The 18,535-nt window shown below is 33.3% G+C and carries 17 protein-coding genes; 5 read left to right on the forward strand and 12 right to left on the reverse strand.

Annotated features, from left to right (window positions below; all coding sequences use genetic code 11):
• Nucleotides 1–28: 28 nt before the first annotated feature.
• The 10 genes from NYQ10_RS11380 to NYQ10_RS11425 all read right to left on the reverse strand — a co-directional run bounded on the left by NYQ10_RS11380 (nucleotide 29) and on the right by NYQ10_RS11425 (nucleotide 8,787).
• A complete protein-coding gene (locus NYQ10_RS11380; protein ID WP_289880931.1) occupies nucleotides 29–385 on the reverse strand; it encodes a DoxX family protein in 357 nt (118 codons plus the stop codon).
• An 87-nt stretch (nucleotides 386–472) separates the two neighbouring features.
• On the reverse strand, nucleotides 473–1,369 hold the full coding sequence (locus NYQ10_RS11385; RefSeq protein ID WP_289881027.1) for an EamA family transporter: 897 nt from the start codon (nucleotides 1,367–1,369) through the stop codon (nucleotides 473–475).
• A 212-nt stretch (nucleotides 1,370–1,581) separates the two neighbouring features.
• Complete coding sequence (locus NYQ10_RS11390; RefSeq protein WP_289880932.1) at nucleotides 1,582–2,721, reverse strand: peptidylprolyl isomerase; 1,140 nt, start codon at nucleotides 2,719–2,721, stop codon at nucleotides 1,582–1,584.
• Between the two features lie 32 nt (nucleotides 2,722–2,753).
• Nucleotides 2,754–3,830 carry a peptidylprolyl isomerase gene (locus tag NYQ10_RS11395; protein ID WP_289880934.1) on the reverse strand — a complete coding sequence of 359 codons (1,077 nt, stop codon included), beginning with the start codon at nucleotides 3,828–3,830 and terminating at the stop codon, nucleotides 2,754–2,756.
• A gap of 16 nt (nucleotides 3,831–3,846) precedes the next feature.
• Nucleotides 3,847–4,488, reverse strand: coding sequence for a gliding motility-associated peptidyl-prolyl isomerase GldI (gene gldI / locus NYQ10_RS11400; RefSeq protein WP_289880935.1), 642 nt, complete (start codon nucleotides 4,486–4,488; stop codon nucleotides 3,847–3,849).
• 8 nt (nucleotides 4,489–4,496) lie between these two features.
• Entirely contained in the window at nucleotides 4,497–5,501 is a 1,005-nt protein-coding gene (locus tag NYQ10_RS11405) for a DHH family phosphoesterase (protein WP_289880937.1), read from the reverse strand.
• Nucleotides 5,502–5,702: 201 nt separating this feature from the next.
• Nucleotides 5,703–6,938 (reverse strand): voltage-gated chloride channel family protein, encoded by a 1,236-nt coding sequence (locus NYQ10_RS11410; RefSeq protein WP_289881029.1) that lies wholly within the window; start codon nucleotides 6,936–6,938, stop codon nucleotides 5,703–5,705.
• 95 nt (nucleotides 6,939–7,033) lie between these two features.
• The gene (locus NYQ10_RS11415) at nucleotides 7,034–7,417 is read right to left on the reverse strand and encodes a RidA family protein (protein ID WP_289880939.1); all 384 of its coding nucleotides are present in this window, start codon (nucleotides 7,415–7,417) and stop codon (nucleotides 7,034–7,036) included.
• Between the two features lie 148 nt (nucleotides 7,418–7,565).
• A complete protein-coding gene (locus NYQ10_RS11420) occupies nucleotides 7,566–7,871 on the reverse strand; it encodes a chaperone modulator CbpM (protein WP_289880941.1) in 306 nt (101 codons plus the stop codon).
• Nucleotides 7,861–8,787: a J domain-containing protein gene (locus tag NYQ10_RS11425; protein ID WP_289880944.1), complete on the reverse strand. Its 927-nt coding sequence runs from the start codon at nucleotides 8,785–8,787 to the stop codon at nucleotides 7,861–7,863. The genes NYQ10_RS11420 and NYQ10_RS11425 overlap by 11 nt, the downstream gene beginning before the upstream one ends.
• A 315-nt stretch (nucleotides 8,788–9,102) precedes the next feature.
• On the opposite strand from NYQ10_RS11425, the gene NYQ10_RS11430 reads away from it, so the two are divergent.
• Nucleotides 9,103–9,816, forward strand: a complete 714-nt coding sequence (locus NYQ10_RS11430) for a hypothetical protein (protein ID WP_289880945.1) — start codon at nucleotides 9,103–9,105, stop codon at nucleotides 9,814–9,816.
• Between the two features lie 96 nt (nucleotides 9,817–9,912).
• Here NYQ10_RS11430 and NYQ10_RS11435 read toward each other — a convergent pair whose 3' ends face one another.
• Complete coding sequence (locus NYQ10_RS11435; protein ID WP_289880947.1) at nucleotides 9,913–10,440, reverse strand: hypothetical protein; 528 nt, start codon at nucleotides 10,438–10,440, stop codon at nucleotides 9,913–9,915.
• A gap of 239 nt (nucleotides 10,441–10,679) precedes the next feature.
• On the opposite strand from NYQ10_RS11435, the gene guaA reads away from it, so the two are divergent.
• The 4 genes from guaA (at nucleotide 10,680) to NYQ10_RS11455 (ending at nucleotide 16,756) form a co-directional block, all read left to right on the forward strand.
• Entirely contained in the window at nucleotides 10,680–12,209 is a 1,530-nt protein-coding gene (guaA, locus tag NYQ10_RS11440; RefSeq protein WP_012024443.1) for a glutamine-hydrolyzing GMP synthase, read from the forward strand.
• A 63-nt stretch (nucleotides 12,210–12,272) separates the two neighbouring features.
• A complete protein-coding gene (locus tag NYQ10_RS11445; protein WP_289880949.1) occupies nucleotides 12,273–14,183 on the forward strand; it encodes a LysM peptidoglycan-binding domain-containing protein in 1,911 nt (636 codons plus the stop codon).
• Between the two features lie 93 nt (nucleotides 14,184–14,276).
• Complete coding sequence (locus tag NYQ10_RS11450; RefSeq protein WP_289880950.1) at nucleotides 14,277–16,355, forward strand: PBP1 and LysM peptidoglycan-binding domain-containing protein; 2,079 nt, start codon at nucleotides 14,277–14,279, stop codon at nucleotides 16,353–16,355.
• On the forward strand, nucleotides 16,355–16,756 hold the full coding sequence (locus tag NYQ10_RS11455; RefSeq protein WP_289880953.1) for an OsmC family protein: 402 nt from the start codon (nucleotides 16,355–16,357) through the stop codon (nucleotides 16,754–16,756). The genes NYQ10_RS11450 and NYQ10_RS11455 overlap by 1 nt, the downstream gene beginning before the upstream one ends.
• Before the next feature lie 340 nt (nucleotides 16,757–17,096).
• Here NYQ10_RS11455 and NYQ10_RS11460 read toward each other — a convergent pair whose 3' ends face one another.
• Nucleotides 17,097–18,434: a Gfo/Idh/MocA family protein gene (locus tag NYQ10_RS11460; protein ID WP_289881031.1), complete on the reverse strand. Its 1,338-nt coding sequence runs from the start codon at nucleotides 18,432–18,434 to the stop codon at nucleotides 17,097–17,099.
• Nucleotides 18,435–18,535: the final 101 nt, after the last annotated feature.

Raw genomic sequence — 18,535 nt, forward strand, 5'->3', positions numbered from 1 at the left:
AATAAAAGAATTTAATTAATGGTTAATGTTAGAATATATATTGGTAAGCCCAATAAATCAAAACAATTTGTAAGGGCAAACGTACAAATAAAATCCATCTTGGTAAACCAAAACCTGCTTTTTTATTTTGAAACATGTATAAATTTGCAGGAAAAACAGCAATTAGTAAAGCTATAATTCCCCAGGCGGCGAAAACTGTTGTCGCAGGTATAGTGAGCAGAATGCCTAATATTATTTCGGCAGCACCACTTAAAATATTTATTAATTTAGGATTCTGAAAGAAAGGCGGAATGATTTTAATATACATCCATGGCTTTCTAAAATGATTAATTCCAGCACCTATATAAAGAAAAGCCATTAAATATAAATGCCAAGGTAGAATCATGATATCTTATTGTTTATCACGAATTTATAAAAAAATTAACAATTATTGCATTACAGAAGCTCTTTTTTTAAGAATGCTTATTTAGAGTTATTTTTTTGCTTTGAAATTTACATTCATAATAATTATGGCAAGAATAATTAGAACAATTCCAACCCATTGAGAAAAAACTACTTTTTCATTTAATAAAACGTAAGCCATCATTACAGATACGGGCAATTCAAGCGCCGATACAATACTTCCAAGTCCGATACCAGTTAAAGGAAATCCTGCATTCATAAGCATTGGCGGAATTATAGTTCCGAAGAGAGCCAAAACAATTCCCCATTTTAAGAAAATTTCAAGATTGAAAGGGGAAACCTGCGTAAAAAACGCAAAAGAAAATACAATAATAGATCCGCCTAAAAGCATATAAAGACTTCTTTGAGCTGAGGAAATCTCGGTTGCAACGCGATTTGCAGTAAACATCGTCGTAGTAAATGAAGCAGCCGCCATTATTCCCCAAGCCAAACCTCTCCAATCTAGTTTGATATCACTATTAATAAGGTTTGTTGCTAAAACAGTTCCAAAAAGCACAATAAATACAGCAATGACTTTTTGTTTTGAAGGTAATTTTTTTTCTAAAATCATTTCAAGTAAAACTCCCATCCAAACGGTTTGCATCAATAAAACGATTCCGATAGAAACAGGAATGTATTTTACAGCCAGATAATAAAACAAACTGGTCATTCCTAAAGAAGTTCCAGCAAGCATTAAATTGAAAATGTTTTTTGGAGTTGCTTTAACTGCCTGGTTTTTGTTTTTAATTCTCTGAAAAAGATTGATTAAAAGAATTCCTGTAATTCCGTAAATAAATTGAGAGCTCGTAACTTCTGCTGTAGTGTATCCTTCAGAATAAGCTATTTTGACAAAAGTAGCTAGCATTCCGTATGTTGTTGCACCTAAAGCAACCAAAAACACACCTTTTAAAACATTATTTTGAGACATCATAATTTATCTATTTTTAAAAATTCAAGCCGGCAAAGGTAAGTTATTTTGTTTAGGATTTTATCGTACTATGTTGAGAAAATTGATTTAATACTAATAAAACTCAATTTTAAAGTCTTGAATTAGGAATTCTTCAAAATATTGAAAAAGAAAAAGCCATCAAATAATCTGATGGCTTTCTATAAATTAAAAGAATTTGATTCTCTAATTACTTAATTAGGCTGATTTTGATATGTTTCAATTTCAAAAATCAAAGTAGCATTTGGCGGAATAACTCCTCCAGCACCTTTTTCGCCGTAAGCTAAATTAGAAGGAAGAAAGAAGATTGCTTTTTCTCCGTCTGTCATCATGTCAAGAGCTTCAATAAAGCCAGGAATCATGCCGTCTTTTTTACCAACTGTAAACGGAAAAGCTTTGTAACCGCCTTGAGCATCTCTGTTAGCATCATACTTTCCATAAGTTTTAGCTACGGTAGACATACTGCTGTCAAATAAGTTACCATCTTCAAAATATCCTGCATAGTGAAAATATATATTTGATCCTTCAGCGCCTTTAACTCCAGTTCCTTTTTTTGTAATTACATATTTTAAACCAGATGCAGTTGTAGTTGCTTTTGCTTTTGTTGCTGCGAAATAAGCTTGTTTAGTTGCTACAACTTTTTTAGCTTCTTCTTTTTGCAATTCGCCTTTTTTCATTTCATCGCTGAAAATTTTTACAGCATCGAATTTTTTAGCGGCAGCACCTTTTCGAGTAATGGTAATTTTTGTCATAATATCGTCCTGAACAATTTTATTTACATTGTCCATACCAGAAACTACATGTCCAAAAATAGTATGTTTTCCGTTTAACCAAGGAGTGTCTTTGTGCGTAATGAAAAATTGACTTCCGTTTGTTGCAGGACCAGAATTTGCCATTGCTAAAACACCACCTTTTTCAAATTTTAATTCCGAAACAAATTCGTCTTTAAAAGAATATCCTGGACCTCCAGAACCATTTCCGTCTGGATCACCTCCCTGAATCATAAAATCGTTTATAACTCTATGAAATTTCAATCCATCATAAAATGGTTTTCCTTTTAATTTATCAGCCTTCACAAAGGGATTTTTGCCTTCTGCCAAAGTGATGAAATTTGCCACAGTTACAGGAGCTTTTACATATTCTAAAGAAACTACAATATCTCCTTTGGTCGTAGAAATTGTTGCAAAAATTCCATCTTCTGGATTTGGCGTTGCAGCAGGTTTTGCTGCTGTTGCTGTTTTAGGTTTTGCTGCAGGTTTAGCCGCAGGTTTTTTTGTTTGCGCTTGAATGTTTACTATTGCCAAACAAAATAAAAATAAAAATTTAAACTTCATTACTTTTATATTTTAAGTCTGTGAGTTACTTTTTATGGTTTTTCTGTAATCTGAATTTCGAAAATGATATTTGCATTTGGCGGAATTACTCCTCCTGCGCCAGTTGCTCCATAAGCTAAATGAGATGGAATGAAGATAACTGCTTTATCTCCTAATGAAAGTTGTTCAACTCCTTCAATAAAACCAGGAATTAAACCTTCTTTGCTTCCAACTTTAAAAGGAATTGGTTGATATCCTTGTTGTTCTGCTCTTGCAGGATCAAATTTTCCGAATTGTTTTGCGACATCTTGTATACTGGTATCAAATAAAGTTCCATCTTCAAGAAAACCAGCGTAGTGAATATAGATTTGGCTTCCTGGTGCAGGTTTTTTACCAGAACCTTTTTCAGTAATTACAAATGCTAAACCGCTTGTTGTTTTAGTTGCTTTTTCTTTTAAAGCAACATAAGAAGCTACCTTTTCTTTTTGAACTGCTGCAGCTTTGATTTGTTCTTTTGAAATATCAGCAAAATAATCATGGAAAACTTTTACCGCATCAAATTTCTTTGCAGCTTCACCATTTCTGATAATTGTTACTGTTACGATATTATCGCCTTGAACTACTTTGTTTACCACTTCTTGAGTTTTTGCATCAACAACATGACCGAAAATAGTATGTTTGTTGTCTAACCAGGGAGTTTCAACGTGAGTAATAAAAAATTGACTGCTGTTTGTTCCAGGTCCGTTGTTAGCCATTGCTAAAACTCCAGCTTTATCAAATTTTAAATCTGAAAATTCATCTTTAAATTTATAACCTGTATCTCCAGAACCAGTTCCAAGAGGATCTCCAGTTTGAATCATGAAATTTTCTATAACTCTATGAAATTTTAAACCATCAAAAAAAGGCTTCTTTTTAAGGTTTTCATGCATTACAAATTCATTTTTGCCTTCAGCTAAAGTTACAAAGTTAGCAACAGTAATAGGCGCTTTTTTATAGTCAAGTTCAACAATGATATGACCTTTGTTGGTTTCTATATCGGCATATAAACCATCAGGCAAATTGCTGTGGTCGTCTTTACAAGAATAAAAAGAGCTAACGGCTATTAATAATAATAAAATAATCTTTTTCATTTTAAGATATTGTTTTTTATGGAGTTAATGTATCTTTTTTTGCTGGTGCGGCTGGTTTTACAGCTGCTGGTTTTGGTGTTGTTGCTTTTTGCGTTGGAGTTTGCACTGCAGGATCTGGAACGAAATTTCTCAATGTAACGGTAACCATTAAAGGTTCGTTGGTTCCAATCTTTTTGTTGTCTCCGTGATATCCATAAGCCATATGAGAAGGAAATAGGAAAGTCACGGTTTCATTTTTGTGCAATCTTTTAATTCCATCACGAAGTCCCATCATGATGTCTTGTTTATCTACATAATAAGTTTGCGGACCAAGATCAGATTCAGAGTAAATTATTTTGCCTTCAAGATCTTTTACCTCCATATTAAAATAGGCAATATCACCTTTTCTTGGCGCAGCGGTTTCGGCAGTATTTTTTTCTTCATAATTAAACCAATATCCTTTTGGAGTAGCATAATACTTTACTTTCGGATTGCTTTTAATTATTTTTTTAATGACATCTTCTTCGCTAGCCACCAATTTTTTGTTTCGATCTGCCGATGTTTTCATGAATGTTCCTGAAGCGCTAGAAATAGGTCTTCTGGCTTCTTCATGATGCTTACAGCTGATTAATAAAGCAGCAAAAAGCAAACTGTAAATACTCAATTTTAGGTTGTTCATAGATTGGGCTATAAGGTTAGTTTTTTTACTAAATCTTCAAATTTTTGAACCGTTTCTTCCATCGAAACTTCAGATCTTCCGCCGGCTGCATTGCTGTGTCCTCCTCCGTTAAAATGATCTCTAGCAAATTGATTCACATCAAAACCGCCTTGCGAACGGAAAGAAATCTTGATAATTCCTTCGTCTTTATTTTCGATAAAAATAGCAGTAAAAACAATATCTTTTATACTTAAACCATAATTAACAATTCCTTCTGTATCACCTTTAACATAATGAAAAGAATCTAGCTCTTCTTGTGTTAACGTCATATATGAGGTTTTATGTTCCTCGAATATCTTCATATTTTGCAAAGCGCGGCCTAAAAGCTGTAATCTGCTGTATGAACTATTGTCAAATAATAAAACAGGAATTTGAGTATTTTCTACGCCTAAGTCAATTAATTCGGCTATAATTCTGTGTGTGTTTCCAGTTGTTCCAGGAAAACGAAACGAACCTGAATCGGTCAAAATTCCAGTATAAATACATGTTGCAATAGTTTTATCGATATCCTCTCTTTTGTTTAAAAAGTCGATAAAATTATAAACCATTTCACAAGTTGAACCGTATGAAGTGTCAGAATAAGTATAAGTTGCATAATCATCAGGTTTTTGGTGATGATCAATCATAATGAAAGTACCTTTTAGCTTTGCTAAAGTATGTTCCATTTCGCCAGTGCGATGAAAAGCATTAAAGTCAAGTGTGAAAATAATATCAGCTTCTTCTAAAATCTGAGTGCAAATTTGAGTTTCTTTTTCGAAAATTTTTACTGTTTCTGATCCAGGAAGCCACGCTAAAAAATTAGGAAAATCATTCGGAGCAATTACTGTTGCCTCGTGATTATTTTTAATTAAAAAATGGTACAAACCTAATGTTGATCCCATTGCATCGCCATCTGGTCCTCTGTGCGGAATAATGGCAATTTTCTTTGGGCTTGCGAGTAATAATTGAATCGCTTGAATGTCTTGTATTTTCATAGTGTGCGAATTTACATTTTTTTAATGTAATGCTGAAAATATTTAGTCGCAGTTTTCAGTTTCAGTTTTCATATATTTTAGGGTTTAAAAAATAGCACGCGGATGAAACAGATTCGCTATCGCGAAAACGCAGATTTTGACGGATTTTTTTATTTTTAAAACTGAGATTATAAACTGTGACTGTGACTGAAAACTGAAACTTTAAAGAAACTTTTGGTACAGTTTATATTTCGCGCCTTTTACAATTTGCGATTTATAAATTCCAACAGAGCCAGAAGAGAAATAAGCAACTGTACAGGCAATTGCGATAAAAATTCCTGGAGCAATTCCGAACAATTCCATTCCCATAATAGTGCAGGCAATAGGCGTGTGGGTTGCGCCAGAGAAAACGGCAACAAACCCGATTCCAGCTAAAAGTGCAATCGGCATCGGGATTACGGTTGATAAAGCACTTCCTAAAGTAGCGCCTACAAAAAATAATGGAGTTACTTCGCCGCCTTTAAAACCTGCTCCTAAAGTAAATCCCGTAAATAATATTTTTAACAGAAAATCGTACCATTCGTTTGGAGTTGAAAAAGCTTCAACAATTACAGGAACTCCCAATCCTGAGAATTTTGTAAATCCAAAACCTGCAATTGCAATCGCTAAAACTACACCACCAATAACAGGACGGAGCGGAGGATATTTAATGTTTTTTGAAAAAAGTGAACCCCAAAAATGTGTTGTTCTTGAAAATAATAAAGCTGCAAATCCAGAAAGAATTCCGATAATTAAAGTAAAAATGATATTGTTTAAACTAAGTTCAGGAATAACAGGAATATTATAATGAGTATGTTTTATTTCCCAAAATTCTACTGTAAAATAAGCTACGTAAGCGACTAGAAAAGAAAGAAGAATGCTTTTAAAGTTAATTTTACTGAAATATAAAACTTCCAAGGAAAAAATTGCTCCTGCCAAGGGCGTTCCGAAAACGGAGGCAAAACCAGCGCTGATTCCCAGAATAATTAAAATTTTACGTTCTGAATTATCGAGTTTGAAAATTTTAGTAAATTGATCTGCAATTGCGCCGCCCATTTGTACTGCCGTTCCTTCGCGACCAGCAGAACCTCCAAATAAATGTGTAAGCAAGGTTCCTAAAAGTACTAAAGGAGCCATTTTAAAAGGAATCACTTTTTTAGGATTTTCGTATTCTTCCAAAAGCAAATTATTTCCTTTTGCAACAGATTCTCCCCAATAATAGTAACTTAATCCTACCAAAAATCCGCCGAAAGGCAAAAGCCAGATAATCCAATCGTGTTGAATTCTAAATTGAGTAACCCATTCTAAAGAAACTAAAAAGAATGCCGATGCAGATCCAGAAAGTATACCGATTAAGGCACAGATAAGAATCCATTTTGGAAGAGAAAGCAGAAATCGTTTTAGATTTTGGGAAGTCATTAATATTTGAAGTGGGTTTTTTGCCACGAATTCACAAATTTATATAAATGAATCTTTATAATAAGAATAATTCGTGAATTCGTGGCTATAAAATATTACTGAACAACAGCAGTAAATTCAATTTCAACCAAATATTCAGGAGCAACCAATTGATTGATTCCGTAGAAACCTGTTGTTGGTTTTACATCTTTAAAAAATGAAGCGTGCGCTCTTGCAACTTCTTCGAAAGTAGAAACATCAGTCGTAAAAATTCGAGTTCTAATTACATCTTTTATACCAACATTTAAATCTTCCAGAACTTTTTCAACACGTTCAATAATATTATAAGTTTGAGCGTAAGCATCATCAGCTTTTACTTTGTCACCGTCTACGATGGCTACAGTTCCAGAAACTTCAATGATATTTCCAATTCTTACGGCACGGCAATATCCCATTTTGTCTTCCCACGGAGATCCAGTTAAGATGTTTTCTCTTTTCATTTTGTATAATTTGTGAATTTGTTTGTTGCGTTTTAAAAGCAAATTCAAGTTAATTAATAGACGGCAATTTAAGAATTATGGTTTTGAAAGAAGCTAAAAAAAGCTTGAAATCAAATCGGAAATCAAGCTTTTTTGTGATATTAAAATATTATTCGGTTTCTTTTTCTTCGTAAAGGCGAAGCTTGTTTTGTATCGTATTTAAATTTTTTTGTAAAGCTTCTATTTTATTCAAAAGATTTGAAATTGCATCAATTCCTTCCATGTTGATTTTGAGATCATAATGCATTCGAATCATTTTTTCTACCGTCGGAAGCTGTTCGGGCTCTAGATATTGATCGTTTTCTTCCATAATAATATGTATAAGTCCGTAATTATGAAGTTCAGTTATAAAAGTATTTTCAATTTCGTGATACGAACAAAACTGCTTTATCTGGATTAAATTTTTATTTTTCATGATTTCTTAGTTTTGCTAATTCTTCAAATAATTCTTTCTCTTTGTCCGACAATTTTGTTGGAATTTTAATGGTGTACGTAATGTACAAATCACCAAATTGATTTTCTTTTTTATAAATAGGAAATCCTTTTCCTTTCAATTTTACCTTTGTTCCTGGCTGAGTTTCTGCAGGGACTTTAATTTTTACTTTTCCATCGAAAGTATTAATGAAAGTTTCTCCACCTAAAACTGCAGTGTAAAGATCTAAAGGCGCATCAGTGTACAAATTATTTCCCTCACGTTTAAAATCTGAATTATTGGCGATAGAAAAAGTGATAAATAAATCTCCGTTTGGACCGCCATTTACGCCCGGTCCGCCATGATTTGGGATTTTGATAATCTGTCCGTTTTCTACACCAGCAGGAATTGTAATTCGGATATTTTTTCCGTTTACGGTTAAACTTTGTTTGTGAGTGGTGTAAGCCGATGCAAGATCTAGTTCTAGTTCGGCATTAAAATCTTGTCCTCTATATTTAGACTGCGATCTGCTTCTTCCTCCGCCATACATGGAATTGAAAAAATCTGAAAAATCGCTTCCAGAAAAGTCTCCACCGCCAAAACCAGAAAAATCACCTCCAGAATATTGCGAACCGCTTTGTTGTCTGCTTTGCTGTTGATTCGGATCGTAGCCAGCTTTTTCAAATTCGTCGGCATGTTTCCAATCTTTTCCGTATTTGTCGTATTTTTTTCGGTTTTCAGGATTGCTTAAAACTTCATTGGCTTCGTTTATTTCTTTGAACTTTTTCTCGGCTTCCTTATCATTCGGATTCAAATCGGGATGATATTTTCTAGCTAATTTTCTATATGCTTTTTTGATTTCTGCTTCGGTTGCAGATTTTGTAACGTCTAATACTTTATAATAATCGATATAATCCATTTTATGAGATTTTTAAATGGTAAAATAAAGTATTGAAGTTAAGAATAAGTTGTTAATAATCAAAATGATGAATTTGTTATTAATGTTAAAAATGAGGTTTTTAAAACTGAGTTTTTGAAATTTGAAATTATAAAAATTGAATATTATTTTTTGTGAAGTACAAAATCTTGGCAGGTTTTTTGATTCCAAAAATTAGCTTAATTTATTGTTATAAAACTCCTAAAGTTGCAGAGCCTAATTAAATTATACTATTTTTGTGATGCTGGACTTTTGATTCTATTTTAATATAAAAGCCGATTCGATAAAACTATTTCAATGAAGCACATTTTATTATTCATATTATTTTTTACTGCGATGTCAGTATCAGCGCAGATTGAATCTAGTACTAGCTTCAAAACTATTCCTGGAGGAAAATTTACTGCAAAGCCTAAAAAGACTCCAATTCCTGAAGTTAAAAACCCGCAAGCAGAATTAAATGATATGCCAGCGATTAAAACTCCAAATGTTTTCGAAAATACTACGATAACGCCAAAATCTAAATTTCAGATTGGAGAAGAAAAAAGCAAATTTACGATGTCCACAGAAACTGATTTTGCCAATCCTGGCGATCGTTATGTGGCAAAAATGGAAAAAGATTTAGATAAATCCCTAAAAGATGCTGGTTTAAGAGAAGGTCGAGGAACATTAGTAAAAAGAAATATTTCGCTTGGAGATTTTAGAACTAAATCAGAATATTTTATTGTGAAGTTTCGAGATTTTGGAGCAATTGATGGCGATTTAGTAAAAGTATCTTCGAATGATGCTGTTATTAGAGATCGCATTTTATTAGACGCTAGTTTTCAGCAAGTAAAAATTAATCTTAAACCAGGTTTTAATAAATTAGATTTCGAAGCTTTAAATATCGGGACATTAGGAGGAAATACTGCCGAAATTCAAGTATATGATGATAAAGGTGCGTTAGTTACCAATGATTATTGGGATAATCTAGCCGCAGGATTTAAAGCGTCTATAGTTGTTACGAAAGAGTAGCGCTTCGTTAGTAACAAAGTGACAAAGGTTCAGAGTGACAAAGTTTTTTTACTTCGTTTATCTTTGAACCTTTGTTACTTTGTTACTCTGAACCTTTTAAAAAGGATCCGCAGTAACTCTAAACTTCATATCTGCTTTTACAGTTACGTCTTTAGTTAAAGTTTCTTTCAATGTTACCTGAGTTCTTATTTTGTAACTATCAGCTTTAATATATTGGTCTAATTTTTTATCTGTACAAATCAAATCGATCGTATTGGTTGTGACGTTGATATTGTCTTGATAAGCCAATTCTATTTCATCAGAATTTGTTGTTGAAATATATAAGTGAACCGATTTTAAAAACGTAAAAGTTTTATCTGACGGATCAGAAATAGATAATTTTAGTGATCTGATTTTTACATCTTTTACTAAACTTGCTTTGGTTTTGTTGTTTTCAAATTCTGCTGAAGAATTCGTAGTAACTTCTGGAGTGATTATTTCCGAAGGCAGATTAATAGGCGAAGAACTTTTGATTTTGATTGAAGCTGTGTTCGAAATGTTGAAACTCAATAAATCATCAACAGCATCGCAAGAAGTTAAAAAAAGAGACATGATAAGTGTCAAGGCAATAAATTTTGATTTCATAGTTAAATTAAATTGGGTTTTTTGATAAATACGAAATAATTCAGTTTTTGGATTTTTGTTTTAAGGTTCAAAGATGCAAAGGTTCAAAGGAACAAAGCAAATAATGTTTTGAAAATTTTATAAACCTCTGAACCTTTGTAACTCTGTGCCTTTGAGCCTAAAAATCGGAACGTTGAAAAAATATTTATTTTTTCAACGTTCCGATTTTTCAATTTCGAATATAAAAAGTATTTTTGCGCATGCAACACAACGTACTTATTTTAGATTTCGGATCGCAATATACTCAGCTTATTGCGCGTAGAGTTCGCGAATTAAATATATTCTGCGAAATTTTCCCTTACAATCACATTCCAAGTGATTTATCAAGTTATAAAGCCGTAATTTTAGGAGGAAGCCCTTTCTCTGTTAGAGGAGAAGATGCTCCACATCCTGATTTATCGCAAATTAGAGGTAAAATGCCTTTGCTAGCCGTTTGTTACGGAGCTCAATATTTGGCTCATTTCAGCGGTGGAGAAGTGGCAGCTTCAAATACCAGAGAATACGGAAGAGCAAACTTGTCTTATATTAAAGAAGGCGAAACTTTCTTTGAGGGAGTTTCAGAAAACAGCCAAGTTTGGATGAGCCATAGCGATAGTATCAAAGCGCTTCCAACAAATGCTGTAAAATTAGCAAGCACGCATGATGTAGAATATGCAGCTTACAAAATTGAAGGCGAAACTACTTATGCAATTCAATACCATCCAGAAGTTTACCATTCAACAGATGGAAAAAAAATGCTGGAAAACTTCTTAGTAAAAATTGCTGAAGTTCCTCAAAACTTTACTCCAAATGCTTTCGTTGATGAAATGGTAGCAGAATTGAAAGAAAAACTAGGAAATGATAAAGTAGTTCTAGGTTTATCTGGTGGAGTAGATTCTACTGTCGCAGCAGTTTTATTAAACAAAGCAATCGGACAAAATTTATATTGCATCTTCGTAAATAACGGTTTACTTCGTAAAAACGAATTCCAAAATGTATTAGATCAATACAAAGGAATGGGATTAAATGTAAAAGGTGTAGATGCTGGAGATCGTTTCCTTGGCGAATTAGCTGGAATTAGTGATCCAGAAACAAAACGTAAAACGATCGGTCGTGTATTTATCGAAGTTTTTGATGATGAATCACACTTATTAGAAGACGTAAAATGGTTGGCGCAAGGAACAATTTATCCTGACGTTATCGAATCTGTTTCGGTAAAAGGACCATCGGCAACTATTAAATCGCACCACAACGTTGGTGGATTGCCAGATTATATGAAATTAAAAATTGTAGAACCACTTAGAATGTTGTTTAAAGACGAAGTTCGTAGAGTTGGTGCTACATTAGGAATCGATCCTGAATTGTTAGGAAGACACCCTTTCCCTGGACCAGGATTATCAATTAGAATTTTAGGAGATATTACTCCAGAGAAAGTGCAAATTTTACAAGATGTAGATTCTGTATTTATCGAAGGATTAAAATCTTGGGGATTATACGATAAAGTTTGGCAGGCTGGAGCAATCTTGCTTCCTGTAAATAGTGTTGGTGTTATGGGCGATGAGCGTACTTACGAAAAAGTAGTTGCGCTTAGAGCTGTAGAATCAACAGATGGTATGACTGCTGACTGGGTTCATTTACCTTACGATTTCTTGATGAAAGTGTCAAACGACATCATCAATAAAGTAAAAGGTGTGAATCGTGTAGTTTACGATATTAGTTCAAAACCACCTGCAACAATTGAGTGGGAATAGTAGCATATTTTAAAATTAAGGTCTTACATTTGTAAGGCCTTAATTTTTTATAACCTACTATTTATGAGAGAACTTTTAACAATTTCTCTTGTCTTTATTTTGTCTTTTAACAAAATAATTGCGCAAGATTCAATTATTGAGCACAAGATTCAAAAAGGAGAAACTACTTATTTTATTGCCCAAAAGTATAAGGTTTCTATCGAAGAGATTTACAAACTCAACCCCGAATCGCAAAACGGAATCAAGGACAATCAAATTATAAAGATTCCTGTTTATTCAGAAAAAACAAATTCAAAACAACAGATTCATGTTGTTGCTCCAAAAGAAACGCTGTTTGGTTTGTCTAAACAATATCATGTTTCGGTTGAGGCCATTCAAATTGCCAATCAAGAAATTCTTACTAACGGACTTCAAGTCGGTCAAGAATTAGTAATTCCTCAAAATTCAGATTATCCGTCAAAACAGGAAAATGTTATTTCCTCAAAAACTACTCATCAGGTTTTGGCGAAAGAATCGTTGTTTAGTATTGCGAGACAATATAATGTTTCGGTGCAGGATTTAGAAAATCTAAATAAAGAAATTTTGATTAATGGTTTGCAAATTGGACAAACGATTTCAATTCCAAACAAAAGAAAAACGTTGGATGGAAGAGTTCGTGTTATTAATCAGGAAACCATTTTTCACGTTGTAGAACCAAAAGAAACCAAATTTTCTATTGCTAAGAAATACGGAATTTCTATTGATCAAATAGAATCGCAAAATCCAGAAATTGTAAGCGGATTAATTATTGGCAATAAATTGGCTATCAATACAAAAGAGATAAAACCGTCAAGCGAAAGCGAAGAATTAATGTTGGCTCTTGCCGAAAAACAAGTTGTAGTGGAGAAAACAAAAGCCAAAACAGTTGAAATTGAAGATTTAAAAGATCGTCTTATTGTTCAGAAAGAAATGAATCAGAAAATTATAAAAATTAATGATCTGAAAGTAAATCTGAATGACATGAATGGTTCTAAAGAAAACTCAGTCGAAAAATTGCGTTTGGTTTTAGAAGCAAATAAAAACGTTCAGGATATTTTAATGGCAAAATTAGATTCGCTTGTCAATTCTATGAATAATGATTTGAAAGAACTGAAGCGAATGGATATTTTGAATGTTGAAGAATCGAAAAGATTAGAAAAACAATCTTCGGAAGGAATTAATAAAACCAACGAATTGTCTTCTCAATTAAAGAAAGAATTAGCGGAAAACAGAAAAGTTTATGCCGGATTGATGAATAAAGTAGAAAAAATTGCAGTCGAAGAAAATCAGGAATATAAGAAGAAAATCCGCGAAAGCGAGAAAAATAGCAACACTACATCTTTACAGCAACGTTTATCTTTAGAAGAAATTAAACGTTATAAAATAGAGCAGGAGCAAGGTGATGCCAAAAATCAGCTTTTGATTGCTAAAATTGATTCATTAGATACTCAGAAAAAAATTGAAGTAAAAAGGCACATCAGCAAAGCTTCTTATTATAGTATGGAAGCCAGAAAGTTTGATGATAAATTGGCTTTGGTTAAACTGAAAAAATATCAGAATGAAGCCATTAAAAAGCTGCAAAAAAATAACGGTGAAGAAAATTCGAAAACAATTTCTTTAGAAGAAATGAAACAAGAATTGAAAGACAATCCGTTACGAACTGATAAAAAAGTAAAAGTTGAAGTTTATGATAATCTTAGAGAAGTTTCGAATGGGTATTACTTAGTTTTGGGTATATTTACAGACGCAGTTGAGCGAGATAAGTTTATTATGAAACTCATTGATTCTGGCGAATTTAACGCTAGTTTCTTTTTTAATATTAACAGTCTTTCGTACTATGTTTACGCAGATAAGTTCGAAAACATGGAAGAAGTACTTTATAAATGCAAGAAAAAAGAAGAAGATGAGTTATATAAAGATATTATGATTGCTAAAGTAGAAATCGATTTGAGGTAGATTTTGTTGAAATAAACAAACGGCGCGAATTTTGCTTTTGGTAAAATTATAACTTATTTTAGAATTAGAAATTAAATTGTTTTAAGCCATATTATGAAATATTATTTAACATTGTTGTCTCTTGTATTTTTTATGACTTCGAATGCATTTTCGCAAGAAAAAGTAGTGAAGTATAAAGTATCGAGCGGCGAAACTATTAATCAGATTGCGCAGAAATTTAAGGTGACTCCTTATGATATCTATCAGCTAAATCCAGATGCTAGAACGGGTATAACTCCGAATTCTGTGTTGTTGATTCCGACTAAAAATGGGGAAGCAAAAAAAGAAGAAGCTGCAAAACCTAAAACAGTTGTATCTTCTGGTAAAGAAGTAATTCATGAAGTACAGCCAAAAGAAACGTTTTATAGTATTGAAAAAAAATACGGAGTTTCAGATGAAGCTTTAAAAGCGGCAAATCCATTTTTGGAAAAAACTGGTGTTCAAATCGGACAGAAATTAGTTATTCCTGCTAAAGGATCAGCTCCAAAAACTGTTGCAAAACCTGCAAAAGAAAAAGGTGCAGAAAAATATCTGTATCACGATGTACAGCCAAAAGAAACAAAATTTGGTATTGCAAAACAATACAATATGACTGTTGAAGAGTTGGAAAAACGTAATCCCGACATTGTTGCAAATTTGCCAGTTGGTTACAGATTAACAATTAAAGGAACGGCTCCAAAAACAGAATCAGCACCAACAGAAACAGCAAAAGCTGTAGAAAGTAAAAAACCTGTTGAAACTTCTAAAAAAGCAGTTTCTTATATGGAATATCAAGTAAAACCAAAAGAAACTTTTTATAGTTTAGGAAGAGTTTTTCATTTATCACAAGATGAATTAATAGCCTTAAATCCGTCACTTTCTGAAGGTGTAAAAGAAGGAATGGTTTTGAAAGTTCCTGCGGGATATGTAGCTCCAGCTCCAATTATTGCTGCACAAGTTCCAGCTGAAAAAACAGCAGATTCTTCTAATAGTAAATCTGTTGAAACTACTGGCGGCGGAATTAAGATTGTAGATAAAGTAAAATCGACCGATAATAGTAATGCTGAAATCGTAGAATTAAGCAAAAAAAGAGGCGCAAACGAACGTAAAAAAGTAGTGTTATTGCTACCGTTTAATGTGTCTAAAATTCAAAGTGATACAACGGGAACGGGCAACAGAATTAAAAATGATAAGTTCTTAAACATGACTTTAGATTTTTATGCTGGTGCCATGATGGCAATCGATTCTGCAAAAACATTAAAATTGCCAATTGATGTTGCAATTTATGATTCGCAAGAAACAAAAACGACATCCAATATTTCTAGTTTGGTTTCTAAACTTCAAGATGCAGATGCTGTAGTTGGACCATTCTATCAAAATAATGCTGAGGCGACTGCAAATATACTTCGAATGTATAATGTTCCAGTTATTTCGCCTTTATCAAAAGATATCGCTAATCCGATTGAGAATTTATATCAGTCTATTCCAGCAAATGATGTAATAAAAAATGCGGTTTTTGATTACATGCGTTCTAAAAACGGAAATATTGTTGCTGTAGTTGATAAGAAAAAAGAATCGGTTATTAATTACATTAAACAAAATCAAAGAGGAGTTGCTTTTGCATCTTTGACAGAAACTGGTGGTTTGGATGCTGCTAATTTGAAAAGCTTATTAATTCCAAATCGAATGAATTATGTGGTTATGGAAACTGGAAATACAGCCATGATCAAAGCAACTATAAAAGCAATGTTGGATTCTCAAAAAACGTGTCAAGTACAGCTTGTAATTTTAGAGCCAAACAGCACATTAGATACAGACGAAATCAGTTTTGATAATTTGGTGAAATTGAAATTAATGTATCCGTCTGTAACGCGCGAAAGTGACGAACAATCGGTTTTGATTTATGAAAAACAATACCGTCTTAAAAACAAAGCAAATCCAACAACTTACGCAACAAGAGGATTTGATGTGACGTTTGATACTATGATGCGTTTGGTGCAAGGAAAAACGTTTCAAGAAACGGCAGATATGATGACTACGCAACAAGTAGACAATAAATTTCAATATTACAGAAAAGAAGATGGCGGACACGCTAACAAAGGTGTTTACATCTTATATTACGATAGTGACTTAACTTTAAAAGTAGCAAATTAATGACATCAAAAGTAACCTATTTAGGAGATTTAAGAACAAGTTCAATTCACGTGCAATCAGGAAGCGAAATCATTTCGGATGCACCATTAGATAATAACGGAAAAGGAGAGGCGTTTTCTCCAACAGATACAGTGGCAAATGCTTTGGCAAGCTGTATGATGACGATTATGGGAATTAAAGCTCGTGATCTAGAAGTAGATTTTGTGGGTTCTACCGCAGAAGTAACAAAAATTATGAATGCTGAACCAAGAAGAATTGGAGCAATCGAAATTGTTTTTGAAATGAAAAGCAATGCTGATGAAAAAAGCAGAATCATTTTAGAACGCGCAGCAATGACTTGTCCTGTTTTTTTGAGTTTAAGCAGTGAAATTGAAAAGAAAATTAGTTTCAACTGGAATTAATTTTTAAATGAATATTAAAAAGTAAGCTGTCCCAAAAAGACAGCTTTTTTTATAAGCTTCGGAGAAGCGAAATATTTATAGCAAAGAAAAAATGTTACAACATAAAGCTCCAGCGGAGCGACATATTTTTATAAAGTTTTATACATGTCGCTCCGCTGGAGCTTTATTCTAGGTTGCAAATAAAATTGCTATAAATATTTCGCTTCTCCGAAGCTGAATGTTGAAAATAAAGCAGTTTTCCATACTTTTTGGAACCTCTTTTTATTTAATTGAATAGCATAAAACAGACAAGAGAGCAATTTTTAACGTCGCTCTCTTGTCTTCTTTAACTAACCAATATTTATTCTGAAAACTCTAATTTTTTCAATTTATTCCATCCGCCGCGAGTAAAATCTGGAATTTCAACAGGAGCAGAATTATTGTCTAATGAAATTTCAGTTAATGGACCAAGGCAAGACCATTCCGCTAAATCATAAACATCCATGTCTAAAGGAAGTCCCTTTTGTAAGCAGTAAATTAATCTGTAATCCATAATGAAGTCCATTCCTCCGTGACCGCCAACTTTTTTAGCTTGTTCTTCAATTCCTTTTGCGATTGGGTGTTTGTATTTTTCCATCAATGCTTTTTTAACATCTGCCGGAACAAAAGAGTGTGCGCTTAATTTTTCGTGATTTGGTTTTACATCATCGCTTAATTCTTTCCCGTCTAAAGCATAACCTTCTAACGGATATTTGTTAGCAAAACCTTTTGTGCCGCTCAATTGGTACATTCTGCTATACGGACGAGGAGAAGTTACGTCGTGTTGAATTTGGATTGTTTTTCCGTTTTCAGTACGAATCATTGTCATTGTATGATCTCCGTTTCTAAAATCTTTAATTTCTTTTCCAGATTTTTCTTTAATATAAGCAGGATTTCCAACTGCTTTTGTATCCATAGAAACCAAGAAATTCATTTTGTCTCCACGGTGAATGTTTAAAGCCTGACAAGCTGGTCCCATTCCGTGTGTAGCGTAAACATCTCCACGGTGTTTGATGTTGTAATCCATTCTCCAGTTGTTCCAATATTCTCCCCAAAAAGGCTGTAAACCATGAATATAAGAGCCTTCAGCGTGAAGAATTTCTCCAAAAACGCCTTGTTGCGCCATATTTAAAGTCGTCAATTCGAAGAAATCGTAAACGCAGTTTTCTAATTGCATGCAATGTTTACGAGTTTTTTCAGAAGTATCAATAAGTTCCCAGATTTCTTTCATAGTTAAAGCTCCAGGAACTTCAATTGCAACGTGTTTTCCATCTTTCATAGCTTGAACTCCAATTGAAGCGTGATGAAGCCAGTCAGTTGCAACATATACTAAATCTACGTTTGGTAAAGCAGTTACTTTTCTCCAAGCATTTTCATCCCCGTAAAATTCTTGTGCCTTTGGAAAACCAGCTTTCGTTAAAATTTCATTTGATTTTGTAGTGTTTTCTTGAGTCATATCGCATAACGCCACAATTTCTACGCCTGGAATATGTGTCATACGCTCTACAGCTCCCGGGCCACGCATTCCAAGTCCGATAAAAGCAACACGAACAGTTGGAATTGCTGGTGCAGCCAAACGCAAAACATCGGTTTGACCTTTAGCTCTTGCTGGAGTTTTTGTTTTTATCATTTGAGCCGATGCAAAAGTTCCCCACAACATAATGCATGCGGCTAAAATGAATTTTAAATTACTGGTTTTCATAGTTAATTTGTTTTAAATGTTTTGATAGTTTTTACACTATCGGAAATACTGAAAATTTT

The organism is Flavobacterium johnsoniae (genome assembly GCF_030388325.1).
In the GTDB taxonomy this organism is placed as follows: Bacteria; Bacteroidota; Bacteroidia; order Flavobacteriales; family Flavobacteriaceae; genus Flavobacterium; species Flavobacterium johnsoniae_C.